This is a genomic window from Priestia sp. YIM B13486 (assembly GCF_042787865.1).
Lineage (GTDB): Bacteria > Bacillota > Bacilli > Bacillales > Bacillaceae_H > Priestia > Priestia megaterium.
In genome coordinates, this window is sequence record NZ_JBHZOZ010000003.1 from 439,092 (window position 1) to 453,098 (window position 14,007).

At 39.1% G+C, this 14,007-nt stretch carries 16 protein-coding genes; 14 read left to right on the plus strand and 2 right to left on the minus strand.

Features of this window, described 5'->3' with window-relative positions:
- Positions 1 to 19 precede the first annotated feature (19 nt).
- From kdpB to ACFX4G_RS10715, 12 genes are all read left to right on the plus strand, one after another.
- Positions 20 to 2,095, plus strand: a complete 2,076-nt coding sequence (kdpB, locus tag ACFX4G_RS10660; protein WP_097825222.1) for a potassium-transporting ATPase subunit KdpB — start codon at positions 20 to 22, stop codon at positions 2,093 to 2,095.
- 13 nt (positions 2,096 to 2,108) lie between these two features.
- The gene (kdpC, locus tag ACFX4G_RS10665; protein ID WP_097825221.1) at positions 2,109 to 2,675 is read left to right on the plus strand and encodes a potassium-transporting ATPase subunit KdpC; all 567 of its coding nucleotides are present in this window, start codon (positions 2,109 to 2,111) and stop codon (positions 2,673 to 2,675) included.
- A 53-nt stretch (positions 2,676 to 2,728) separates the two neighbouring features.
- The gene (gene kdpDN, locus ACFX4G_RS10670; RefSeq protein WP_318331188.1) at positions 2,729 to 3,871 is read left to right on the plus strand and encodes a KdpD-like non-kinase potassium sensor; all 1,143 of its coding nucleotides are present in this window, start codon (positions 2,729 to 2,731) and stop codon (positions 3,869 to 3,871) included.
- A 19-nt stretch (positions 3,872 to 3,890) separates the two neighbouring features.
- Positions 3,891 to 4,325 carry a CBS domain-containing protein gene (locus ACFX4G_RS10675; RefSeq protein WP_033580611.1) on the plus strand — a complete coding sequence of 145 codons (435 nt, stop codon included), beginning with the start codon at positions 3,891 to 3,893 and terminating at the stop codon, positions 4,323 to 4,325.
- A gap of 254 nt (positions 4,326 to 4,579) precedes the next feature.
- The gene (gene lepB / locus ACFX4G_RS10680; RefSeq protein ID WP_377574520.1) at positions 4,580 to 5,134 is read left to right on the plus strand and encodes a signal peptidase I; all 555 of its coding nucleotides are present in this window, start codon (positions 4,580 to 4,582) and stop codon (positions 5,132 to 5,134) included.
- An 81-nt stretch (positions 5,135 to 5,215) separates the two neighbouring features.
- Complete coding sequence (locus ACFX4G_RS10685) at positions 5,216 to 6,319, plus strand: oxidoreductase (RefSeq protein ID WP_377574523.1); 1,104 nt, start codon at positions 5,216 to 5,218, stop codon at positions 6,317 to 6,319.
- A gap of 249 nt (positions 6,320 to 6,568) precedes the next feature.
- Entirely contained in the window at positions 6,569 to 7,456 is an 888-nt protein-coding gene (locus ACFX4G_RS10690; protein WP_043981491.1) for a sulfite exporter TauE/SafE family protein, read from the plus strand.
- A 464-nt stretch (positions 7,457 to 7,920) separates the two neighbouring features.
- On the plus strand, positions 7,921 to 8,382 hold the full coding sequence (locus tag ACFX4G_RS10695; RefSeq protein ID WP_013083806.1) for a hypothetical protein: 462 nt from the start codon (positions 7,921 to 7,923) through the stop codon (positions 8,380 to 8,382).
- Between the two features lie 115 nt (positions 8,383 to 8,497).
- Positions 8,498 to 8,956, plus strand: coding sequence for a hypothetical protein (locus tag ACFX4G_RS10700; protein ID WP_016764721.1), 459 nt, complete (start codon positions 8,498 to 8,500; stop codon positions 8,954 to 8,956).
- Positions 8,956 to 9,276: a hypothetical protein gene (locus ACFX4G_RS10705; RefSeq protein ID WP_013057715.1), complete on the plus strand. Its 321-nt coding sequence runs from the start codon at positions 8,956 to 8,958 to the stop codon at positions 9,274 to 9,276. Before ACFX4G_RS10700 ends, ACFX4G_RS10705 begins: the two co-directional genes overlap by 1 nt.
- Positions 9,276 to 10,535, plus strand: coding sequence for a glutathionylspermidine synthase family protein (locus ACFX4G_RS10710; protein WP_377574526.1), 1,260 nt, complete (start codon positions 9,276 to 9,278; stop codon positions 10,533 to 10,535). Before ACFX4G_RS10705 ends, ACFX4G_RS10710 begins: the two co-directional genes overlap by 1 nt.
- 14 nt (positions 10,536 to 10,549) lie before the next feature.
- A complete protein-coding gene (locus ACFX4G_RS10715) occupies positions 10,550 to 10,966 on the plus strand; it encodes a DUF350 domain-containing protein (protein WP_013083802.1) in 417 nt (138 codons plus the stop codon).
- A gap of 18 nt (positions 10,967 to 10,984) precedes the next feature.
- On the opposite strand, the gene ACFX4G_RS10720 is transcribed toward ACFX4G_RS10715, so the two are convergent.
- On the minus strand, positions 10,985 to 11,131 hold the full coding sequence (locus ACFX4G_RS10720; RefSeq protein ID WP_016764718.1) for a hypothetical protein: 147 nt from the start codon (positions 11,129 to 11,131) through the stop codon (positions 10,985 to 10,987).
- A 189-nt stretch (positions 11,132 to 11,320) separates the two neighbouring features.
- Here ACFX4G_RS10720 and ACFX4G_RS10725 point away from each other — a divergent pair, with 189 nt between their 5' ends.
- A complete protein-coding gene (locus ACFX4G_RS10725) occupies positions 11,321 to 11,746 on the plus strand; it encodes a DUF6843 domain-containing protein (protein WP_025751186.1) in 426 nt (141 codons plus the stop codon).
- Positions 11,747 to 11,788: 42 nt separating this feature from the next.
- Here the strand turns inward: ACFX4G_RS10725 and ACFX4G_RS10730 are convergent, their stop codons facing one another.
- On the minus strand, positions 11,789 to 12,241 hold the full coding sequence (locus ACFX4G_RS10730) for a hypothetical protein (protein ID WP_013083800.1): 453 nt from the start codon (positions 12,239 to 12,241) through the stop codon (positions 11,789 to 11,791).
- A 172-nt stretch (positions 12,242 to 12,413) separates the two neighbouring features.
- Here ACFX4G_RS10730 and ACFX4G_RS10735 point away from each other — a divergent pair, with 172 nt between their 5' ends.
- Positions 12,414 to 13,751, plus strand: coding sequence for a sodium-dependent transporter (locus ACFX4G_RS10735; protein ID WP_097825215.1), 1,338 nt, complete (start codon positions 12,414 to 12,416; stop codon positions 13,749 to 13,751).
- The last annotated feature ends 256 nt before the right edge of the window (positions 13,752 to 14,007 follow it).

Consider the following 14,007-nt stretch of genomic DNA (forward strand, 5'->3'; position numbering starts at 1 on the left):
AAGAAAGCGGAGGATCATAATGAATAAACGGAATTTTGTGAATGATCTTGAATTAGAGCGTAACAGTCACATTCAAGGTTCTGTAGATAAACAGGCTTCATCGATTTTTATTCAATCAGTAAAACAGGCTTTTATCAAGCTAAGCCCAAGAACGATGATAAAAAATCCTATCATGTTCGTAGTAGAAATCGGGTTTATTATTACGCTTTTTTTAGCCGTTGTTCCGGATCTTTTCGGAGAAAGTACAGTAAGCACAGGGTTTAATGTTTCCGTATCTCTCGTGTTATTTTTTACAATTGTTTTTGCTAATTTTGCAGAAGCATTAGCAGAAGGACGAGGAAAAGCACAGGCCAATTCATTAAAGCAATCGAAAGGGGATATTACAGCTAATAAACTTCAAAACGGGGAAATAACACAAGTTTCCGCATCGCAGCTAAAAAAAGGCGATATCGTCGTCGTTTCACAAGGCGAAATGATTCCTGGAGATGGAGAAATCATTAAAGGGCTGGCATCTGTTGATGAATCGGCCATTACGGGTGAATCGGCACCTGTTATGAAAGAAGCAGGCGGGGATTTTAACTCTGTAACTGGAGGTACAAGAGTTGTCAGCGATGAAATTACAATTAAAATTACGTGTGAGCAAGGTGAATCGTTTTTAGATAAAATGATTTCGCTTGTTGAAGGAGCAGAGCGTCAAAAAACGCCAAATGAAATTGCGCTAAATACGGTTTTAACAAGTCTGACGGTTATTTTCTTACTAGTTGTTGTGACGCTTCCTGTATTTACAAACTACTTACATTTTCAACTCGACACGGCTATTTTAATTTCACTGCTCGTCTGCCTTATTCCTACGACAATTGGAGGATTATTATCGGCCATTGGAATTGCTGGGATGGACCGAGTCACGCAGTTTAACGTGATTGCTATGTCAGGAAAAGCAGTAGAAGCAGCTGGTGACATCAACACAATTATTTTAGATAAAACCGGCACAATTACGTTTGGAAACCGAATGGCTCATGAATTAATGACTGTAGAAGGCATAGACGAACGTGAACTTTACAAATGGGCGTTTGTTTCTTCTCTTTATGACGAAACACCGGAAGGGCGCTCAGTGGTTGATTTTATTCAAACTCGCATAGGAGTAGAAGACCTTAGAAAAACGCAGGGAACGTTTGTAGAATTCAAAGCTGAAACGCGAATGAGCGGCATTGACTTACAGAACCTATCTGTACGAAAAGGGGCAGTGGACGCCGTCACGGCATGGGTAGAGTCGAATGGCGGAAAGATTCCCTCTGATTTGCAGCAAAAAGCAAACGAAATTGCAGGAGCTGGTGGCACGCCGCTTGCCGTCGCCGCTGATGACAAAATTTATGGCTTGATTTATTTAAAAGACACGGTAAAACCAGGAATGAAAGAACGCTTTGATGAACTTCGTAAAATGGGCATTAAAACAGTCATGTGTACAGGAGATAATCCGCTAACCGCAGCAACCATTGCAAAAGAAGCGGGAGTAGATGAATTTATTGCGGAATGCAAGCCAGAAGACAAAATTCAAGTCATTAAATACGAACAGCAGCAAGGAAAGCTAGTTGCTATGACAGGTGACGGGACAAACGATGCCCCTGCACTTGCTCAAGCTGATGTTGGCTTAGCAATGAACAGCGGAACCTCAGCTGCTAAAGAAGCAGCAAATATGGTGGACTTAGATTCGGATCCTACTAAAATCATTGAGGTCGTTTCGATTGGAAAACAGCTATTAATGACAAGGGGTGCCTTAACTACATTCAGTATCGCAAACGATATTGCTAAGTATTTCGCTATTATTCCAGCGATGTTTACCTTGGCGATTCCGCAAATGGAGGCTCTTAACGTAATGAAGCTGAATTCACCTCTATCTGCCGTATTGTCAGCGCTCATTTTTAATGCGGTCATTATCCCGCTGTTAATTCCTTTAGCTATGAAGGGAATTGCGTATAAGCCGATGAGTTCTAACGCCCTATTGCGAAAAAATTTGCTCATTTACGGGTTAGGTGGGGTATTGATTCCATTCATTGGGATTAAAGCGATTGACTTACTACTTTCATTTGTAATGTAGAGGAGAAGAAACGATGATACAAGCAGAACGAACGGGAAGCATTATTATTCGCTTAACAATTATGATGATCATTCTTTGTGGTCTTATTTATCCTGTTGTGATGACAGGTATTGCTCAGACGGCTATTCCAAGTAAAGCAAACGGCAGCTTAATCTATTCAAACAAGCATCAAGTTATCGGTTCTAAGCTGATTGGGCAGCAGTTTACGAGCAATGAATTTTTTCATGGCAGGGTCTCTAGTATTGATTATAACGGGGCAGGGTCTGGCTCGTTGAATTTAGCACCTTCAAATAAAGATCTTACGAACCGTATCGCGAAATCAGTAGCGGCGTGGAAAAAAGAAAGCGAGGTACCAAAAGAAGGAATTCCAGTTGATGCCGTCACAAATTCAGCTTCTGGACTCGATCCGGATATTACCCCACAAGCTGCATATGCACAAGTAGAACGCGTGGCAAAAGCAGCCGGTATTAAAACCAACACGTTAAAAGAGCTGATCAAAGAACATACTAAGCAAGGAGTTTTTGGTGAAAAACGAGTAAATGTAGTAGAGCTGAATTTAGCTGTTCAACGAGAGCGCTAATTACATGCACGCGCTTCATGTATTGAAGCGCGTGTGATAAAGGGGCACAAACAATGAAAGAAAAAGAAGCTCATCCATACTTTCGAAGAAAAACTCCGGAAGAACTATTGCGTGAACTTCATGATCAGAAGCGCGGAAAGCTTAAACTCTACATCGGCGCCGCGCCGGGAGTAGGAAAGACGTATAAAATGCTTCAAGATGCGCACGATTTAGTCAAAGAAGGCGTAGATGTCGTAGTTGGATATGTAGAAGCACACGGCAGGGATGAGACTAACGAGATGATCGGAAATCTAGAAGTAATCCAAAGAGAAACCGTTTTTTATAAAGGAAAAGAATTGCAAGAGCTTGATTTGCTGGCGATTGTAAGAAGGCGCCCAAAAGTTGTAATTATCGATGAACTTGCTCACACAAATGTTCCAACAAGCCGTAATCAAAAGCGATTTGAAGATGTTTCTTACCTGCTCAACCAAGGTATTTCAGTCATGTCAGCAATGAATATTCAGCATATGGAAAGCGTACATGATCTCGTATATGCTGTTACCCAGGTAAAAGTTCGTGAAACAGTGCCAGATTTATTTATTCAGCAAGCAGATGAAATTCAGCTTGTCGATGTTACGCCAGAACAGCTGCAAAAGCGGCTTCGTGAAGGAAAAATATACGAATTCCATAAAATTGAACAAAGCCTGCAGTCGTTTTTTAAGCTTGCGAATCTCCATGCCCTTCGTGAATTAACGCTCAGAGAAATAGCGGATGAAGTGGACGGTAAGCTGATTCATGCGCATGAAATTGGCGTAACAGGTATTTGCGAACGTATTTTAGTATGCATTCAATACAGTGAAACAGCTGAAAAATTAATTCGGCGAGGCTGGAGAATGGCGAACCGATTGAAAGCAGATTTACTGTTGCTTCATGTTTTTACAGGCGAGCAAACTGAAAGGCAAAAAGCACAAATCAAACAGTGGCAGGCATTCGCTGATCGTTTTCACGCATCGCTAATTGTTGAAGAAGCTAAAAAGCAAAAACCAGCTGCAGTGATTGTGAACGTAGCCAAGCAGTATCGCGTTACTCAAATCTTACTAGGGCAATCAGCAAGGACAAGGTGGGAAGAGATTCGAAAAGGGTCTATTGTGAATACGATTATGAGACAGACTCATAACATCGACATTCATATTGTTTCAGATTCAGCAAAGCAATAACAATAAAAGGAGAATATTAGTGAATATTGCGTTCTTTTTACTCCCTAAAAAAGAAGTCGTTACACTATCGACGCAGTCAACGATCCGTCAAGCATTGGAGAAAATGGAGTATCATCGCTACTCTTCTGTACCGCTCATTAACCAAAAAGGAGAATATGTAGGGACTTTGGCAGAAGGAGACTTGCTATGGAAGCTAAAAAGCCTAGAACATATAGAACTCCATGAGTTAGAACACCTACGAATTGAGGAAGTTCCAAGGCATCGCGATTACGAAGCTATCACCATTAATGATGAAATGGAAAGTATTTTGTCACGCGCGTCTGAACAAAATTTTGTGCCGGTTGTAGATGATCAAAATATTTTTATTGGGCTCGTGCGGCGAAGAGAGATTATAGAGTATTGCATCTCTCAACTTTTTATACATGGAGAAACGCCTCTAAATGTGAAGATTTAGTTAAGTTTGCGTAAAAAACATAATTTTTACATAAAAGGTAGTCTCTTTTTATATAATTAATGTTATAATAAGAGATGTAAAGACGAAACTTGCGTAATGTAAGCCTCTAACATTTGTTAGAGGTTCTTTTTTTACATAACATAAAACATTTGATTTCAGTTCTTTCTATGGTTAAGTTAGAATAAGTGTTAAAGTAAGAGGTTTCTTGCTTTTTTACATAAGAAAAGTGAGCTGTACAAAGGAGACAAAGTATATTGACTACGGAAAAAACAAAAAGCGATCAATTACGCAGCATATTCAAAACTATTATCTTCGCTATCGCTCTAGTATTTATGATTCGCGCATTTTTATTTTCTCCGTATATTGTAGAAGGCGCTTCAATGAACCCAACGCTGCATAACGGAGAGCGTTTGTTTGTGAATAAACTGTCGTATTCGCTCCATGATATTCGCCGCGGAGATATTGTGATTATTAAAGATGAGGCTAAGAATAAGCATTATGTAAAAAGAGTAATCGGTCTGCCAGGTGAAAAAATCGAAATGAAAAAAGATCAGCTCTATATTGATGATAAAAAAGTAAGTGAACCTTATTTAAAAACGAATCGTCAAATTGCCAATAACATGGATATGGAGCTTACGGGAGATTTTGAACCCGTTCAAATACCTAAAAACGAAGTATTTGTAATGGGTGATAACCGTCTGTACAGTATGGATAGCCGCAACGGTCTAGGTCTCATCGATAAAAAACGGATTGTCGGAAAAAGCGAATTTGTATTTTACCCCATTAAAAAAATAAGAAAAACAACGTAAAAAGAAATGCCGGCGAAGGTATTTCTTTTTTTGTGCCTATGTCTACTCGGCTTCTAGATGGGCAAGCTAAGGAAAAAAGGTGTGAATGAATTGAAGACAGCCTATGAAAAATTATTTAAGCATTTTAAATTTGTTGATGCTCTTGAGATGAAAAACCGATTAGCAATGGGACCTATCCTCACATACGCTTCACGGGAAAACGGAGAAATATCTGATATCGATCTGACTTTTTACGAAAAACGAGTAGGGGGCGTCAGTACGGTAATTGTCGGCCCTGCGTTTATCACAGAAAATGGCCAAGTAGCACATGGTCAAATCGGCATTCATCGTGATCAGGTCATACGAAAGCTTCATCAACTAACTCAAATGATACATAGGAGAGGAGCTAAAGCGATTCTTCAACTATCGCACGGGGGAAGAAAGTGCGTAGAAATGAAAAATAAACGGGAAGCCATTAGCCCAAGTGAAAAGCCTCATAAACGTAAAGGGAAAAAGCCTGTTCAAATGACCGAGCGCGATATAACTTATATTGTTCAAGCGTTTGGCGAAGCTACCACCAGAGCTATGGAAGCAGGGTTTGATGGAGTAGAAATTGACGGAGGAAATGAATGTCTACTGCAGCAGTTTATGTCAAGGCAAGCCAATGAACGAATTGATTCTTATGGTGGAAGTGCAGAAAACCGCTTCACTTTTGCACTTGAAGTTATTCGTGAAGTGACGCGTCGAGCAGCACATGCGGGCAAACCATTTATTGTGGGATATACATTAGCGCCCAAAGAAAAAGGCTATTTAGGAAATAAAGTGGAAGATACATTTGAGTGGATTGATCGTCTTGTTTATACAGAAATTGATTATTTGCATATCAGTGCTTTGCATGAACCTACCTTAAATAGTGAAGAAAATCGTTCACTTCTTTCTTCGATTATTAAGCACGTCAATCACCGGGTCCCTCTTGTGGGTACAGGAGGACTTACGGCAACAGAAGTAGCAGAAGCTTTTGAGCAAGGTCTGGCTTTAATTACGATTGAACAAGCATTAGTCGTACAGCCAGATTGGGTAGAAAAAGTGATAAATAGCGATGAGCCCGCTTCTATGGATGTGACGTCATTAGATAAAGATGTGAGTTTGCCACCTGAAGTGCTAGCTCACTGGCAAGATACGCATAAAAACGACCGCCCTTATTAAGTGAGCGGTCGTTTTTATGTTGTTGACTTAACAAGAAGAATTTTATTTTACTGATACTATAACCAAGCAGCGTACATAGACTAAAAGAAAAACCAAAAACACAGTTGACTTCTAGGAATAGTTAGGATTACAATATAAACAACTTATTCATAAAACGGACAGCTGATCGGACATACCGAAGGCTTCTAGCAAACAACTGTTGGAGGCCTTTTTGTGCTTTCTAACAGAAGATGAAAGTGGAGGGACAACATGAAAAAGTTAATTACGTTTGCACTTATTGGCTTTTTAGCTCAGTTAATTGATGGATCACTCGGAATGGCATACGGAGTGACATCAACTACGCTGCTTTTAACGTTTGGAATTGCACCAGCTGTGGCTTCCGCATCTGTTCACTTAGCAGAAGTTGTAACAACGGCAGCTTCGGGTGTTTCGCATATTAAATTTGGAAATGTAGATAAATCGATGGTGTTAAAACTAATTATCCCAGGTTCCATCGGAGCTTTTGTAGGAGCCTGCTTTCTAAGTAATTTACCCGGAGATGCAGTAAGACCTTACGTTTCAACATTCTTATTGCTCCTAGGAGTTTATGTGTTATTTCGTTTTTTATTTACGTTTAAAACAAACGAAGAAAAGAGCACCAAACCTTTATCGACGAAGCAGTCCATTCCGTTGGGATTAATTGCTGGATTTGCTGATGCTACAGGAGGAGGCGGCTGGGGGCCGATAGCAACGCCTGTATTGCTAGCTAAAAAAGGCACAACAGCACGGAAAGTCGTTGGAACCGTGGATACAAGTGAATTTGCTATTGCTGTCTCGGCTACACTTGGCTTTTTAATTTCTCTTGGCTGGGAGCAGGTAAACTGGTTCTGGGTAGGCGCCCTTATGATTGGCGGAATTATCGCGGCTCCGATTGCTGCATGGTTTGTTCGTATTATCCCGGCTCACTTGCTTGGTTCACTTGTTGGTGGGTTTATCATTTTAACAAATGCTCGAACACTCTTAAACACATGGGTATCCAGCAGCTCAACTCAGATAGCTGTATATGTATTCATACTTATTGTGTGGGCAGCAGCCATCATTTACTCACTGTTACAAGGGAAAAAATATAATCAAAATCGAAACGTAGAAGTTTCATAATAAAGAGGATGGAATAAAAGTAGCTTAGTTAAAGGGAGATCTGAACGTGTTTGATTCTTGATGGAGAATCAAATGCGTTCAGATTTTTTTATGGTTAGGGTGAAGGTAGTTTCATGTATGTAGTGGCCTCTAGCTGTTGGCTGGAGGGCAAGGCGAGGACTCCTGCGTGAAAAGCGGAACAGATGAGATCTGGCAGGAGCGACCGCCCTCGAAAAGCGAAGTCTTGTACGGAAATCAACAGCGGTGTCACAAGGGATCCCTATTAGCGCATTATCCCATTTGTTCGTCTTTAGAGTGGGGTGATTTCCTAATGTCTCAATCTCTTTTATTATCTGAATTCCGTAAAATAGAGAAGCGTAGATATTTTTTTTGCGTCTTATGATACAATAGACGAGTTCATTCATGAGTGGGAATACTTTCTAACACATATAAAATTCATTGAATCGTCGAGGTGTGAAGAGTAAGTGGTCTATTTTATTTTAGTATTAGTAGCAGCTATCGAAGTAATTGTCTTATTGATTAATCGACCTGTATTTGCAAACATTCCGTATGTTCAAGTATATATTGTTCCTTTGTTAATAGTAATTGTCATCACGATGTTACTTTCGCGAAATCCAAAGAGATTTATGCGGTGGTTCAAACAAGGGCTTATTACGATTTCAGTCGTTGTGCTTGTATTCGTACCGGTTCTCTATGCCAAAAATCTCCCGCTGTATGGTTATAATGAAGCAAAAAAAATGCTTGCGCAAAGAGAACAGCTCTTACTAAGTCAGTTCCAAAAAGGAAAATACGTATATCCAGCAAAAGACAGCCCTAAAAAATACCGTTATCTATTTAAAGTCAATCGTGGAAACGGCATGCTTGAATATGTATTCGACCCATACACAGGCGGTTATGAAGTTGTGACAGATGTGATAAAAAAATAAAGGTTTAGCTTATTTAAAGCTAAGCCTTTTAATATGAGAAAAATTGAAACTTTTTGAAAATCTGTGCGTATTTATTAAAGAACGTTCACAAAAAAGTCACAAAAGGAGTTGCACAATGGGGAAGTTAGAATACCGACTGCTAAAGCCTGATGATACGTTTGTATCTATTTATCACTATCAATCTATTGAACTTGAACAAATTTTAGCAAGAAGAGAATGCGAATTTTTTGTTAAAGAAGGAGTAACGTATAAACAAACTTCATCTGCAGTCGAAGATGATATACATATTATTTATGTAAAAGAACATGAACATGGGCCGAAAGAGCAAGCAGAAGACGATAACAGAGAGATTACGTTAGAAGTACGCGAACTGAATTCTCTTCGAGGACATCCGATTTTATTCGTCTCTTCATTTTATACGCATTTGGACGTATTAAGCTATATCGGAACAGTTTATACATACTACAATGGATGGGAATGGGAAAGAGACTCTGCGGAAATTGATGAAGATCGCAGCGTGTACAGTTTATATGTAACAAAAACAGGCGTAACGTATGAGGGGGGGAAGGCGTAATGTCAAAAACAAAAAAAATGATGGCCGGGGTTTTGACCACAGCTTTAATGACATCGCTCGTTGCCTGTGGTTCAACTGATCAGGCAAGACCAGCTAAACCGAAAGATAAATCGTGTGACAAGTGGAAGTGGGATGAAGATACCCAAACGTACTACTGTTCAGATTCTTCTTCTTCGCACAGCGGCTCATATTATCACGGAGGCCGCTACTACGGCTCTAAAAAACAGTTGACCTCATCATCGGCCTATAAATCATTTAAATCAAGCAGCTCGTATAAATCTGGAATTGGGAGCGGCTCTAAAGGCGGTTTTGGCGGGTAATGCATAAAGAAAAGCGAGAAATGTTTTATAAAGAAATTGAAGATTTTTGGCACGATTTATACGGAACAGAGTATGCTCTTTATGACGTACATACAGAGTCTTCTCATATCATTGATTCTATTAAAGAAGCTGCAAATCAAATTGGTGAATTATTTTTTAAAACTGCACCTTTACTTCGTTCGTTAGATGATCAGACGCTTTTTTCTTTAGGATTTCCAAAAGACACCCTCCCGTACCTACGACTGAAAACGATGGAAACAGAAAGTGTGATTTCGCGCCTTGATTTTGCTGTTACGACTGATCAAATCAAGCTTTTAGAACTAAATGCGGATACGCCTACGTTCATTAAAGAATTATTTCATGTAAATGAGTTAGTCTGTCGGCATTTTCAAGTACAAAACCCTAATAAGCTTGAAGAAAAAAAGCTTGCTTTAGCATTAAAACACGCCATTTTTGAAGCTCATAACGAGCTCGATAGAACGAACTATCCAAACGTCGTTTTTTCTTCACACGATACGCATGAAGAAGATAAGTTAACGACTCTTTATTTAATGAAGCTAGCCGATGTAGATGCTACATACGTTCCATTATCGCAGCTTCGAATTGTCCCTTCCTCTACAGTGGAAGAAGGTGAACATATAGAAGCGGGCGTGTATGATCAATATGGACAAAAAATAGACGTACTCTATCGCCAAACTTATCCGCTTGAACATTTAATTGAAGATGAAGATCCGAGTACGCATGAAAAAGTCGGACACATGCTTTTAACATTAGCACAGCAAAAACAAGTAGCCATAATCAATCCGCCTTCTGCATTTTTGCTGCAGTCCAAAGCCGTGCAAGCACTCATTTGGGCTTTGCATGAACAACATCATCCTTTCTTCACTAAAGAAGAGCATCACATCATTGAAACATACTTTTTACCAACGTATTTAGAAGAAGATACATTTATTGGAAGAAAACAAACATTTGTGAAGAAACCATCCTTTGGTCGTGAGGGAGATACCGTTGAAATTTATAATGAAGACGGAATCAAAATAGACGAAGATCAGCATAAGACATATCAAGAATACACGGCTGTGTATCAACAGTTTATTCCTTTGCCAACTGCAACGATGAAGACTCAAACGCAAACAATAGAGGCTCATATCATGTACGGGTGCTTTTTATTAAATGGAAAAGCAAGCGCAGTAGGAATACGAGCTGGAAATCAAATTACGGATAACGAATCGTATTATTTGCCGATTGGATTAAAATGAAAAGGGGAATAAAAATGACACAATGGATTGATTGGGCTAGTATAGGGAGTTTTTTATCTCACGTAGCGGTAGGGTTAGGGTTATTATTTATCGGAGTTATGGTATTTGAATTAACAACAAAATTTAATGACCGTGAACTCATAAAAAAAGGCAATGTGGCGGTCGCTTTGAAGTTATGGGGAAAAGGAATTGGGCTTGCTATTGTCATTTTTACTGTATGGAGCAACAGCTTAAATTTAGTAGATGCAACTCTTTGGGGAGTAGTAGGTATCATTACTCAAGTAGTGGCATATTGGATTATTGAATTTATCATGACGCCTAAAACGAGCCTAGCCAAAAAAGTAGAAGAAGGAAATATAGCGGTTGGAGTAACTCTTTTTGCAGCGTCGGTTGCCGTCGGCCTTATTGTAGCCGGAAGCTTAACATATTAAAAGAAGGCGATTCCTGTTTTACGGGGAATCGCTTTTTTTATGTCCAGATTGCTCGTGTTCACTTAGTAATAATGTACGTGTATTTTCACGGTCGGCACGAACAATTTTTTGCTGTGTGTAAAGCGGAATGACAAAGAGCAAAATAAATAAAAAAACATAGCTCATTTTTGTTATCCTCCCATGTAAATTGTAAACGCCTGCTAATAGTGTGTGACAAACAATACGTAAATATAGCATATTTGACTGGGTGAACTGGAAAAAATTGAGGGATGCAAAAAGAATATAATCTCACCTTCAACAAAAACTAAAAGCAGTATAGAGGCACGTCTTTTATTAAGAAAGGAGTTGGAAAAAGTGAAAAGGTGGCTCATTTTGTGCTTATTGATTGTAATCGCAGCTGGATGTGGACGCCCAGACGAAACGTCTCAACCGAGCATTTTCCTTATACCAGAAGGGTACAAAGGATGGGTTATGGTCGAATATGATAAAGATAACGGAAACCCCAGCAAGACAGAAGGAGACTACACTGTATTTAAAGTAAATGACCAGGGAGTCGGGAAAACCAAAACGCTTTTAAGCGGCGGCGGCTGGGCAAGAAATAAATATTTCTATGTAAATAAGAATGGAGAGCGAAAGCAATTGAAGCAGGGGAAGATGATTCATGGAACGACTCAAGGTAATAAAAATCATACGGTAACCTACTTTTTCGTCGGCACCGCAAAAGAGTTCGATAAGGCCGGAGACTATCGAAGAAAACTTACCGAAGAAAGTTCTTCGTAAAAAAAGAAACGTTGCCTCTTCGGCAACGTTTCTTTTCTATCTTCATTTAAATGTGCAAAAGACGGTATCTTTTAAACGTTGAATTTCGCTTAATGCTTCTTCTTGCTTATGAATTACCCAATCTGGCAATGAATGTTCAACCGACAGCTCGTCGAAACAAGCCCCGCATGTTTTAACTTCAATATAAGATTCAATATACTGAAGGTGATCTAAGTTATAAGCCCAAAGTCGACGTTCAGGGCATATCGTTTCTAAGTAAAGCGGAAGCTGAAAAAAAGGATCTACTGCTTCAGAAAGTTCTAACGGTCCTTGGCTATCAGCGTTGGTTACGTCTAGATAACCGCAGTGAGGACACGTGCATGAGTGCGTTGACCCGCTCAATTTTTTATCCAGTTTTACAACTCGCGCACATAGTTCGCAGTTTGGACATTTTACTAAGATAAAGTCAAGGAACTTATCTAAAAATTGTTGCTGTATTACTTGCTGATTTGTCATTTTTTGTACCTCTAACTGTCAAACTTTTTTTAGTTACGAAAATAAATCATGAAACCTACATACTATTCATAACACATGATGAGGGTTAAAACAACAAAAACCCTTTTCGACAGAAGGGTTGTGTGCTATAGTATGACAAATCAGAATAAATAAAGAAAAATGGTGAGAAAAAATGAGTCAAAACGAACAATGGACATCAAAACTCGGCTTTATCTTGGCATCTGCCGGTTCTGCAATTGGAATCGGAGCCATTTGGAAACTGCCTTATGTAGCCGGAACAAGCGGAGGAGGGGCCTTCTTTTTACTGTTTATCTTGTTTACAGCAATTATTGGTTTGCCGCTTTTACTTGCTGAATTTGTACTAGGTAGACATACACAAAAAGAAGCAATTCGTGCATATGATGCAGTTGCTCCCGGTTCCCTATGGAAAGCAATCGGGTATTTAGGCGTGATTACATGCTTTATTTTATTATCCTTCTATAGTGTAGTAGGAGGCTGGATTTTGCAATATATTTTTGCAAGCGTCACGGGTCAGCTGAATGGAGTAAGTGACTACGGGAGTTTATTTAACTCGACCATTGCTAATCCAACACGTGCTGTTATCTCTCAATTTGTTTTTCTTCTTTTAACAATTGTTGTAGTAGCAAGAGGCATTCAAAATGGTATTGAAAAAGCAAACAAAATTTTAATGCCTGCTCTCTTTATTTTATTTATTATTATCATTATTCGTTCTTTAACATTAGAAGGGGCAATGGAAGGCGTATCTTTCTTTTTGTATCCAGATTTTTCAAAGCTCACATCCCAAACCATTTTGTTTGCGATGGGACAAGCATTCTTTTCCCTTAGCGTAGGCGTTTCAGTTATGGTTACGTACAGTTCGTATCTATCTAAGCAGCAAAACTTGCCAAAATCGGCTATTTCAATTTCAGCGTTAAATATTTTGATTTCTTTACTAGCAGGACTGGCAATTTTCCCTGCCGTCTTTTCAATGGGTGTAAAACCGACGGAAGGACCAGGTCTTTTATTCATTGTATTGCCTTCTATTTTTGAACAGCTTCCGTTCGGAATTGTGTTTCAAACTTTCTTTTTGGCGCTGTTTTTATTTGCCACTTTGACATCTGCGTTTTCGATGTTAGAAATTATTGTTGCTTCTTTAGCCAAAGGAGAGCAGCATAAGCGTATAAAGCTATCTTGGATTTCGGGCTTGCTAATCTTCGTGGTAGGAATACCTTCAGCGCTATCATATGGTTTATTAAGTGACGTATCGATCTTTGGAAAAAGTATCTTTGACGCTTTCGATTTTCTTGTAAGTAATATCCTTATGCCACTCGGAGCTCTTTTAATTGCTATCTTTGTTCCTTGGAAAATGAAAAAAGATGTGCTAATTGAAGAATTTAAGCACGGTTCAACGAATGTGAAGCGCTGGTTCTCTTTATGGCTTCTTGCCATTCGATATATCGCACCTGTTTTAATTATCATTGTATTTATTAACATGCTAGGCTTTATCTAACAAAAAAACGCTGTTAAAACGCTTGGTTTTAACAGCGTTTTTTTGAAGGAAGAGGAGGAGTATGATGCTTGATTTCTTGTATGATATGTTTGTAGGGGCAGGGGTATTCATTTTATTAATAATTCTGTTGCTAGTAGCGAGAAAGTCAGGGAAACGCAAGAAATAGGCGGGTATAATTCCCAGTGTAAAAACCCCAAAAAAGACTAACACCACAGAATTAAACTATGATAATATATTATCCTATGAGCATAATCAA

What these genes read in the sequence shown, in the direction of transcription:
- kdpB (WP_097825222.1), top strand. Translation starts at nt 20, where the DNA reads ATGAATAAACGGAATTTTGTGAATGATCTTGAATTAGAGCGTAACAGT.
- kdpC (WP_097825221.1), top strand. Translation starts at nt 2,109, where the DNA reads ATGATACAAGCAGAACGAACGGGAAGCATTATTATTCGCTTAACAATT.
- kdpDN (WP_318331188.1), top strand. Translation starts at nt 2,729, where the DNA reads ATGAAAGAAAAAGAAGCTCATCCATACTTTCGAAGAAAAACTCCGGAA.
- ACFX4G_RS10690 (WP_043981491.1), top strand. Translation starts at nt 6,569, where the DNA reads ATGAAAAAGTTAATTACGTTTGCACTTATTGGCTTTTTAGCTCAGTTA.
- ACFX4G_RS10700 (WP_016764721.1), top strand. Translation starts at nt 8,498, where the DNA reads ATGGGGAAGTTAGAATACCGACTGCTAAAGCCTGATGATACGTTTGTA.
- ACFX4G_RS10705 (WP_013057715.1), top strand. Translation starts at nt 8,956, where the DNA reads ATGTCAAAAACAAAAAAAATGATGGCCGGGGTTTTGACCACAGCTTTA.
- ACFX4G_RS10710 (WP_377574526.1), top strand. Translation starts at nt 9,276, where the DNA reads ATGCATAAAGAAAAGCGAGAAATGTTTTATAAAGAAATTGAAGATTTT.
- ACFX4G_RS10715 (WP_013083802.1), top strand. Translation starts at nt 10,550, where the DNA reads ATGACACAATGGATTGATTGGGCTAGTATAGGGAGTTTTTTATCTCAC.
- ACFX4G_RS10720 (WP_016764718.1), bottom strand. Translation starts at nt 11,131, where the DNA reads ATGAGCTATGTTTTTTTATTTATTTTGCTCTTTGTCATTCCGCTTTAC.
- ACFX4G_RS10730 (WP_013083800.1), bottom strand. Translation starts at nt 12,241, where the DNA reads ATGACAAATCAGCAAGTAATACAGCAACAATTTTTAGATAAGTTCCTT.
- ACFX4G_RS10735 (WP_097825215.1), top strand. Translation starts at nt 12,414, where the DNA reads ATGAGTCAAAACGAACAATGGACATCAAAACTCGGCTTTATCTTGGCA.